Here is an 8544-nt window from a genome sequence, read left to right as displayed (position 1 = left end):
GCGTTAAAACTTAAAGTGGAGGCGCGACCCGGAGTCGAACCGAGATCGACGGATTTGCAATCCGCAGCATAGCCATTCTGCCATCGCGCCTTTTGAATAACCTAACCAATCTAAAAGATTGGAGCGACATATCGGGTTCGAACCGATGACCTATACCTTGGCAAGGTATCGCTCTACCAACTGAGCTAATGTCGCCTTTTGTATCCAACTGCAATCATATTAAACGCTATGTTTCCCCTGACTGCGGAATGGCATTCTACCGATTTACGCCTCAGTGTCAACGCCATATTTTGTATTAACCAACCGTTTGAACACTTAGTGATCGCATTGCATTTTAATTGTGCGATTCGTCGGTTAAATCACTCCAAGCAGCCATTATGTAGCTGACCATAGACCAAAAAGTCAGTATTGCGGCAACATAAAAGAGTGCAATCGCTGTATAAGTCAAAAATTCATTAGGACGCCAAATAAGCCCAACAATTGCCACCATCTGTGCAGCCGTTTTATATTTGCCAATCCAGGATACTGCTACTGCGCCGCGCTTGCCAATCTCAGCCATCCACTCACGTAATGCAGATATCACGATTTCACGGCCAATCATAAACAATGCAGGTAACGTTAACCAAATATGGTTGTATTCAGCCACCAATAACACTAAGGCTGTAGTAACCATTATCTTATCGGCGACGGGATCTAAAAAAGCACCAAAGCGAGTCGATTGTTTTAATTTACGCGCTGCATAGCCATCTAGCGCATCGGTGACCGCTGCCAACCAAAAAACAAATGCCGCAGCAAATGGCGACCAAGAGTAGCTCGTATAAAAAAGAACAACGAAAACAGGTAATAAAAGCAACCTGAAAAGAGTAAGTGCTATCGGAACATTAAACGGCATCATAAAACCAATTTTTTAAAAGCAGCGCCAATCTTGCCTTAATTTTGTTACCCTCGCAATGCATCATGTATTGTTTGTGCCATTTCTAAGCTAATACCTGGTACTTTTGCCAATTCAGCCACACTAGCCCCTTTAACTTGTTGCAATCCCCCCAAATATTGGAGCAGTGCTTTACGCCGTTTGGGCCCGACGCCAGCAATAGACTCAAGGCTTGATGTATTGCGGGTTTTCTGACGCTTATTTCGATGACCCGTGATGGCAAAGCGATGGGATTCATCACGAATATGTTGAATTAAGTGCAACGCACCAGAATCTGCTGGCAAATTAAAGGCTATCTCATTTTCACCATAAATTAACGTTTCCAGTCCAGGTTTTCGCCCTTCTCCTTTGGCGATACCAATCAACGTGGGGGCCACATCAAGGTGAACAAATTTTTCATTAACCACCTTCTGCGCAATTCGGAGCTGCCCTATTCCGCCATCAATAAACAAGATGTCAGGAATTTTCCCTGAGGCATCAATCTTATCAAAGCGCCTTGAGATGGCTTGCTTCATCGCTGCGTAGTCATCCCCTGGTGTAATGTCGTTAATGTTGTAACGCCGATAATCAGCTTTACTCGGCCCTTGACGGTTAAATACAACGCAGGAGGCTACGGTACTTTCTCCCATCGTATGACTGATATCAAAACACTCCATACGCGCAATGGCTTGGCTTTGCTCCAAGGCTTCTTCTAACAATAAAAAGCGCTCTTCTACGGTATTTTGATGGGATAAACGCGTTTCAACTGCATGATGAGCGTTGGTTTCGGCGATGCGTAAAAAGCTGGCTCGCTCGCTACGTACTTTGGTTTTTATCGCAACGCTTTTTGATAATGCTTGCTCTATCGCCAATTCAAGTTCATGAATATCATCAAACGCATGGCTAACAATAATCTCTTTGGGCAAAGTGCGTTGACTGTCAAAGTTGAGATAAAATTGCAGCATAAATGCCCGCAAAATTTCTGACAACTCAGTTTTATCGGGTATTGCAGGATAATAGCTACGACTACCAAATATTTTTCCGCTGCGAATAAACAACAGATGAAAGCAGGCAATCCCAGAGGAGTAATAGACACCAATTACATCCATGTCTCCACTATCGTTTGAAACTTCTTGCTGCTCGGCTACCCGCCGCAGAGCACTGATCTGATCACGATACCGCGCAGCGTCTTCAAACTGAAGGGATTGTGAGGCTGTTTCCATCTTCCCTACTAGCTCGCCAACCACTTGCTGATCTTTGCCTTTTAGAAAAAGGGTCGCTAACTTGACCTGTTCTTGATACTCCTCATCAGAAACCTTTGCCACACATGGACCACTGCAGCGTGCGATCTGATATTGCAAACAGGGACGAGAGCGAGCTTTGTAATAGAGATCATCACATTGTCGGATGGGAAACAGTTTCTGCATTAGGTGCAGGCTTTCTCTCACGGCCCCACCATTGGGATAAGGCCCAAAATAGTGGCCCTTTTCGCGCTGAGGCCCCCTGTGGTAGGCGAGTCGCGGATGTTTGTGGCCACTTAAAAAAATATAGGGATACGACTTATCATCTCTCAGCAGCACATTGTATTTGGGCATGTACTGCTTAATGTAATCATTCTCAAGGATCAGTGCATCGGTTTCACTGTGGGTTAATGTCACATCAATATTAGCGATGTGGGAGACTAAGGCTTGAGTCTTTACATTAGGTAGGTTGCGTCTGAAATAGGAACTGAGACGCTTCTTTAAATCTTTAGCCTTGCCAACATAAATAACGCTTCCGCGAGCATCATACATGCGGTAGACGCCTGCAGAAGAGGAAACCGATTTAAGAAACAGTGCCGCATTAAAAGAGTCAGTCATTCGCTATGCTTGTCTGTTTAGCTTTAGTCAGTTAAAACTGGCCAGTATCGAGCATTTTGTAGCGAATCGCTAACCGCGTTAACTCTACATCACCACTGATCCCCAATTTCGCGAACAGGCGATAACGATAGCTGTTCACTGTTTTAGGACTCAAATTAAGTTGCTCGGAGATATCACTGACTTTTTCACCACTGGTGATCATCATCATGATCTGCAACTCTCTTTCGGACAGCGATTTAAAAGGGTTTTCTTCAGTTTGACTAAATTGACTTAAGGCCATCTGCTGGGCTATCTCTGGCGACAAATAACGTTGACCGTGGGCAACTTGTCTAATCGCTTGAATCACCTCAGGTGGCGTCGCCCCTTTGGTCAAATATCCTGACGCGCCCGCTTGCATCACTTTAGTTGGGAAGGGATCTTCACTGTGTATGGTCAAAACAATAATTTTAGCATGGGACTGATAGCGTAAAATCTTACGGGTCGCCTCAAGTCCTCCAATGCCAGGCATATTCATATCCATCAGAATCACGTCGGCTTCATTGTTACGACACCACTGCACAGCAGCTTCACCATCACCAGCTTCGCCCACCACTTTAATGCCACGCTCGTCCTCGAGAATACGACGAATGCCCGTTCTAACTAATTCATGATCATCAACCAAATATACAGATATCAACTTAACTCTACCCTGATAGCGAATACTAAACCGACATTGGTTTACGTAGGATAACACAAAGTAATTTATCCCAATTGTTGCGAATAAGAAAGCATAATGTGGTTTTGTATAAGCTTATGAATTATAAGTGAACTATATTTTTATTTCTGCACAAATAATCAGCAGGTACCACAGGCTTATATACAATTGCTGAACACCTAAACATGAAATGAAACGATAGAGACAGCCTAAACTGAAAAAAGGCAGCACAGAGGCTGCCTTACATAAACATATATCTAGCACCTGAAAACGAATGTCATCACAGCACGAGCATTCTACTCTAGGCACTTACAATCAATGTATTAGGTTAAGCTTAGTTGCCTGCACAGCTATTAACTAATGCCCCCCCCTTATGAAACTGAAGCTGACCGTCAACGGGTGCATAGTCTGCGACCTTCAAATTGGGATGGTTGACAAAATATTCACGAAACACTGATGCATCGGTAAGCTGCGTATCGATATAATTTGGATGCTGATTAATGACAGGATAATCATCACCGCCCGCAGCACTAAAGTGGATTAGCGCAAACGTGTAGTTTTGTGCTAAGTCGAACGCCCTTCCCCCTAGTTGTGCAATATCAACCTTACCAGCGTCACAATCAACATCCATTCTTACTGCATTGAGTTGTGGGAACCCGCCACCTGTTTTAACCGCTATCTCGGCAAGGTATTTTTCAACCTCTTCACCACTCATGGTCACATATGAGACAAAATTACCGAAAGGTTGCACCGTTAGCACGTCACGATAGGAGATGTTCCCCGCCTCAATCGATGCGCGTATCCCGCCTGAGTTCATCACTCCAAAGTCAGCGGTTACCGCAAAATTGTCAGTGATGAATTGTGAGTAGGCGGTTGTTAATAGCTGACCTAAATTGGTTTGTTGTGCCCTTACCACCTCTCGGTCACCTTCAAAACGGCCATCGGTATGCGAAATAACGACATCGAGTAGTTCCTGGCCGCGTTCTTGATAAGGCTTTAAGGTCTCGTAAACAAATGAATCAGGCGTGATCTCTTGGGTGGCGTACTCTAGATCCCCAGCCTCGTTTTCAACCTTTAAATTGATAGGGATCAGCTGATAGTTGGCTAACGTCAGCTTACCGTCCATATATTCAAAATCAGCACGCCCGACATACTTGCCCCATTCATGAGCTTGCATGATAAAGGTATCATTTTGAAAGTCAGGTTTACAGGTATCACCTGGCGTGAAGTCGGCATACTCATCACCCTCCATACACACTGGGTTTTGCGAATGGCCACCAATAATAGCTTGTAACTTGCCTTGCTCAACAGAGCGCGCCAGCATCACATCTCCCGGTGCTTCTGTACCATGATTACCATCGGCATAGTGCCCCATATGGGTTAGTGCAAACACCATGTCAACGGATTCATTTTGCTCAATCTCAGCTAATACTTTAGGTAATTCGAGTTGAGGGTCGGTAAAGGTTAAACTCCCTACATTTTCAGGGTTGGTCACTTTGGGAGTGTCAATTGTAGTGAAGCCAATAATGGCAATCTTTAGCCCATTTACCTCAAATACTCGATACGGTTCAAAATAGCGCTCATTACTATCTTTGTAATAGATATTCGCCGCAAGCATTGGAAAATTCGCCAACGTTTGCTGCATATCTAAGGTACTCAGTGGGTTATCAAACTCATGATTACCTACTGCCATCGCATCATAGCCAAGTAGGTTCATACCAACAAAATCAGGAATAGCTTGCTGCATATCGGATTCAGGGACACCGGTGTTGATATCGCCACCAGAAAGTAAAATTGTTTCACCGCCATTACGCTCAACTTCATCACGAATTTTCGCAATCACCGTCTTGCGCGCCGCCATGCCGTACTCACCATTACTGTTTTGCCAGAAACGACCATGATTATCATTAGTATGAATAAGCGTAAAGGTTTTACAGCCATCTCCCGCCGCTTCGCATGCCGTTTCTACTTTATCATCGCTACTATTACAACCAACCAACACTGCTATGACAGTGGTTGCTAATATACTTTTAAGCCATTTACTATTCATCACATCAACCCTAGTTATCATTATTAATCACCAAATATTGAATTGGCATCAGAAGGTTAAACCGCGATGAATATAGCAAAACAAGTTACATAAAATGTAACTATTCCAAATAAAAACAGCAACTTAAAACAAAACATTAACATTAATTGTTTTCTTGATGAAAGTAATCACCATAGCAACAAGTTATTGATGACATTTACCATGATTTAGATAGCATTTATTTTGATTCAACTCATTGAATATCAGCAACTTAAAATAATAAAAAAAAGGCGACACCTTCCTAATTACAGAACAATGCCGCCAATTAATATACAGTCCTTAAAATAAGCAAAAACTTAAAACCAACTTATTTGAGACGCGCAAGCAACCATTTACCAATATCTTGTAACTGATTAGGAACAACACTGTGCGCCATTGGATACGTCTGCCACTGGGTTTGATACCCCGCTGCAGAAATCAGGTCAAAAGCCTGCTTACCTGCTTGCATTGGCACCACATCATCTTGCTCGCCATGCTGCTGCAAGATAGGTGTATTACGATTAGCATCACTCAATTGATCGGGGAGTTGCGTACCTGTGGGTAAGTAACAGGATAGCGCCATGATGCCCGCTAAGGTATGAGGGTACCGTAGGCCAGTAAACAGACTCATTACGCCACCTTGACTAAAGCCTGCTAATACAATTTTATTCGCTGGAATACCTAATGCCATTTGTTCATCAATGAGCGTATTAATGGCCACTTCAGATAGCTGTACACCAGCCATATCGGCTCGGTTTTCAAGCTCCATTCCTTTGATGTCATACCAAGCTGGCATCACGTAACCTTGGTTAATGGTGACAGAAATGCTTGGCGCATGAGGAAAAACAAACCTAACTCCTATGGTATCTGGAAGGCCGAGTAACGGTACTACTGGCGCAAAACCCGCGCCGGAGTCACCGAGGCCATGTAACCAGATCACACAAGACTTGGCTTGCTGCTGGGGTTCTATCGTAATTCGCTCTAATGGTTGGCTCGACATTTATCTTCCTTTAAACGGCAAAATTTTTGATGGCGCAGATCATAGCAGGATAACTGCAGCGACCCCAACAGTTCTAAAACATCGAATGATTAAACCGCTAATATGTGCTTTTATATCGACATTCTGCAACCTAAACTAGGTTTCAACAGTGATAACAGGAAGCGATAATGGGCCTTTTACAAAACGGCAAGTGGGTCGATAAGTGGTACTCTACCGATAAAAATGAAGGGAACTTTGAACGAGAAGACGCCATTTTTCGTCAACAGATCTGTGCGCCAAGTGACGGCAAGCCAACACCGAGGTTTACGCCTGAATCCCAGCGCTATCATCTTTATGTGTCTCTGGCTTGCCCTTGGGCACACAGGACACTGATCTTCCGAGAACTCAAAGCATTGCAGTCCCATATCGGTGTGACCACAGTAGAACCCCATATGCTTGCCAACGGCTGGGAGTTTAGCGGCCCTAAGCAGAGTGAGATAGCAAGCCATATTAACGGCGCTGAAAGCGACAGACTCAATGGCAAAGATTTCTTATATGAGATTTACCAAACAGCCAAACCAGATTACAGTGGCCGCGTAACCGTGCCTGTATTGTGGGATAAATCCTTAAACACCATTGTCAGTAACGAATCATCTGAAATCATCAGAATGTTTAATAGTGAGTTTAATACGTTGACGGGTAACGAATTAGATTTTTACCCAAAAGCATTACGAAATGAGATTGACCAGATCAATGCATGGATCTACAGCGATATTAATAATGGTGTCTATCGCTGTGGCTTTGCGACCACACAATCTGCCTATAATACCGCCTTTGACAAACTTTTTAGTGCATTAGATAGAGTCGAAGCGTTACTCAGCAAGCAAAAGTTTCTGGTAGGAGACACCTTAACGGAGGCTGATTGGCGGCTATTTACCACCTTAATCCGCTTTGACGCAGTTTATGTGGGCCACTTTAAAACCAATCGAAATCGTATTGCTGACATGAGTGCAATTCAGCACTATATGAAGGCGTTATATCAGTATCCAAATATTGCCAAGACGGTAAACTTTGAACATATAAAGCAGCATTATTACTTCAGCCATGGACAAATCAACCCCACAAGGGTTGTACCAAACGGTCCGCAACTGGATCTATTATCGGCACATAATCGCGGTTAGTTACAGATCAAGCCCAAGCTCGGTCGCAACAACCTCCATCTGTGTCAATGAGTCAAGTTTACAGTGCCAACGTACCGCGCCAGCATCGGCTACGATCATCAATGCATCACTAATTAGCTTAATATCTTCGGCCATTGCATAAAGCGTCACCGGTAAGGCCGTTAGCTTAATCTGCAACTCAAAAGGGGATAAAATAAGCTTGCCTTGCGTAAAATCTAACACCATAAAACGACTCCAGTGAAGGCACAAAAAATAAAACCCAAACAACTGTTTGGGTTTATATCACATCATTAACCTACTCGCTTAGTGGTGATGACCACCTACACCATGGGCATGACCATGGGCAATCTCTTCGTCGGTAGCATCACGCGCGTCAACAACATCAAGCTCAAACGTTAACTCGCGACCCGCTAATGGGTGGTTTACATCGACGGTGGCCATAAACTTGCCCACCTTAATGATGGTCACTTGGCGTTGTCCTTGATCTGTATTAATCAGTGCACGCATGCCCGCTTTCCACACTTTTGCGCCTTGCAGATGTTTAACAGAAACACGCTGCTCTGCATCTTCATTACGAACACCGTAAGTCTGTTCAGGAGGTAAGGTAACCGAGAATTTGTCACCAATTTCGCGTCCAGCGATCGCATTTTCAACTCCTGGCATCATATTGTCATGGCCATGAAGATACGCAATTGGGTCTAAACCTTCATTGGTCTCTAATACTTCACCCGCTTCATCACGAAGGGTGTAGTTAAACTGAACAACCATATCATCTTTAATGCTCATCAGATTTCCTTGAATCTCTATCAAATTTAATTGCGACGCAGCTTAACAAATGTTGCGCTGTTGCTCT

Annotated in this window: 8 protein-coding genes and 2 tRNA genes; 1 reads left to right on the top strand and 9 read right to left on the bottom strand. The window is 43.8% G+C overall.

Annotated elements, in window-relative coordinates; all coding sequences use genetic code 11:
- Positions 1-16: 16 nt before the first annotated feature.
- The 7 genes from BEL05_RS19100 to BEL05_RS19070 all read right to left on the bottom strand — a co-directional run bounded on the left by BEL05_RS19100 (position 17) and on the right by BEL05_RS19070 (position 6531).
- Positions 17-90: transfer RNA gene (locus BEL05_RS19100), tRNA-Cys, on the bottom strand.
- Between the two features lie 29 nt (positions 91-119).
- Positions 120-195 (bottom strand) — tRNA-Gly (locus tag BEL05_RS19095).
- 139 nt (positions 196-334) lie between these two features.
- Complete coding sequence (gene pgsA, locus BEL05_RS19090) at positions 335-892, bottom strand: CDP-diacylglycerol--glycerol-3-phosphate 3-phosphatidyltransferase (protein ID WP_028761989.1); 558 nt, start codon at positions 890-892, stop codon at positions 335-337.
- Between the two features lie 47 nt (positions 893-939).
- Entirely contained in the window at positions 940-2769 is a 1830-nt protein-coding gene (gene uvrC, locus BEL05_RS19085) for an excinuclease ABC subunit UvrC (RefSeq protein ID WP_028761990.1), read from the bottom strand.
- A gap of 31 nt (positions 2770-2800) precedes the next feature.
- Complete coding sequence (uvrY, locus tag BEL05_RS19080) at positions 2801-3445, bottom strand: UvrY/SirA/GacA family response regulator transcription factor (protein WP_028761991.1); 645 nt, start codon at positions 3443-3445, stop codon at positions 2801-2803.
- A 352-nt stretch (positions 3446-3797) separates the two neighbouring features.
- Positions 3798-5513 carry a bifunctional UDP-sugar hydrolase/5'-nucleotidase UshA gene (ushA, locus tag BEL05_RS19075; protein ID WP_069672264.1) on the bottom strand — a complete coding sequence of 572 codons (1716 nt, stop codon included), beginning with the start codon at positions 5511-5513 and terminating at the stop codon, positions 3798-3800.
- 346 nt (positions 5514-5859) lie between these two features.
- A complete protein-coding gene (locus BEL05_RS19070; RefSeq protein WP_069672113.1) occupies positions 5860-6531 on the bottom strand; it encodes an alpha/beta hydrolase in 672 nt (223 codons plus the stop codon).
- A 167-nt stretch (positions 6532-6698) separates the two neighbouring features.
- Between BEL05_RS19070 and BEL05_RS19065 the strand changes: the two genes are divergently transcribed.
- Positions 6699-7691 carry a glutathione S-transferase family protein gene (locus BEL05_RS19065; protein WP_069672112.1) on the top strand — a complete coding sequence of 331 codons (993 nt, stop codon included), beginning with the start codon at positions 6699-6701 and terminating at the stop codon, positions 7689-7691.
- Here BEL05_RS19065 and BEL05_RS19060 read toward each other — a convergent pair whose 3' ends face one another.
- On the bottom strand, positions 7692-7916 hold the full coding sequence (locus BEL05_RS19060; protein ID WP_028761995.1) for a DUF3389 family protein: 225 nt from the start codon (positions 7914-7916) through the stop codon (positions 7692-7694).
- Between the two features lie 78 nt (positions 7917-7994).
- The gene (locus tag BEL05_RS19055) at positions 7995-8477 is read right to left on the bottom strand and encodes an FKBP-type peptidyl-prolyl cis-trans isomerase (RefSeq protein ID WP_069672111.1); all 483 of its coding nucleotides are present in this window, start codon (positions 8475-8477) and stop codon (positions 7995-7997) included.
- Between the last annotated feature and the right edge of the window lie 67 nt (positions 8478-8544).

It is taken from the genome of Shewanella colwelliana, assembly GCF_001735525.1.
GTDB lineage: Bacteria > Pseudomonadota > Gammaproteobacteria > Enterobacterales > Shewanellaceae > Shewanella > Shewanella colwelliana.
Note: the sequence above shows the minus strand (reverse complement) of the source record. Positions and strands in the feature narration are given on the sequence as shown.

What these genes read in the sequence shown, in the direction of transcription:
- BEL05_RS19060 (WP_028761995.1), bottom strand. Translation starts at nt 7,916, where the DNA reads ATGGTGTTAGATTTTACGCAAGGCAAGCTTATTTTATCCCCTTTTGAG.
- uvrC (WP_028761990.1), bottom strand. Translation starts at nt 2,769, where the DNA reads ATGACTGACTCTTTTAATGCGGCACTGTTTCTTAAATCGGTTTCCTCT.
- ushA (WP_069672264.1), bottom strand. Translation starts at nt 5,513, where the DNA reads ATGAATAGTAAATGGCTTAAAAGTATATTAGCAACCACTGTCATAGCA.
- pgsA (WP_028761989.1), bottom strand. Translation starts at nt 892, where the DNA reads ATGCCGTTTAATGTTCCGATAGCACTTACTCTTTTCAGGTTGCTTTTA.
- BEL05_RS19065 (WP_069672112.1), top strand. Translation starts at nt 6,699, where the DNA reads ATGGGCCTTTTACAAAACGGCAAGTGGGTCGATAAGTGGTACTCTACC.
- BEL05_RS19070 (WP_069672113.1), bottom strand. Translation starts at nt 6,531, where the DNA reads ATGTCGAGCCAACCATTAGAGCGAATTACGATAGAACCCCAGCAGCAA.
- BEL05_RS19055 (WP_069672111.1), bottom strand. Translation starts at nt 8,477, where the DNA reads ATGAGCATTAAAGATGATATGGTTGTTCAGTTTAACTACACCCTTCGT.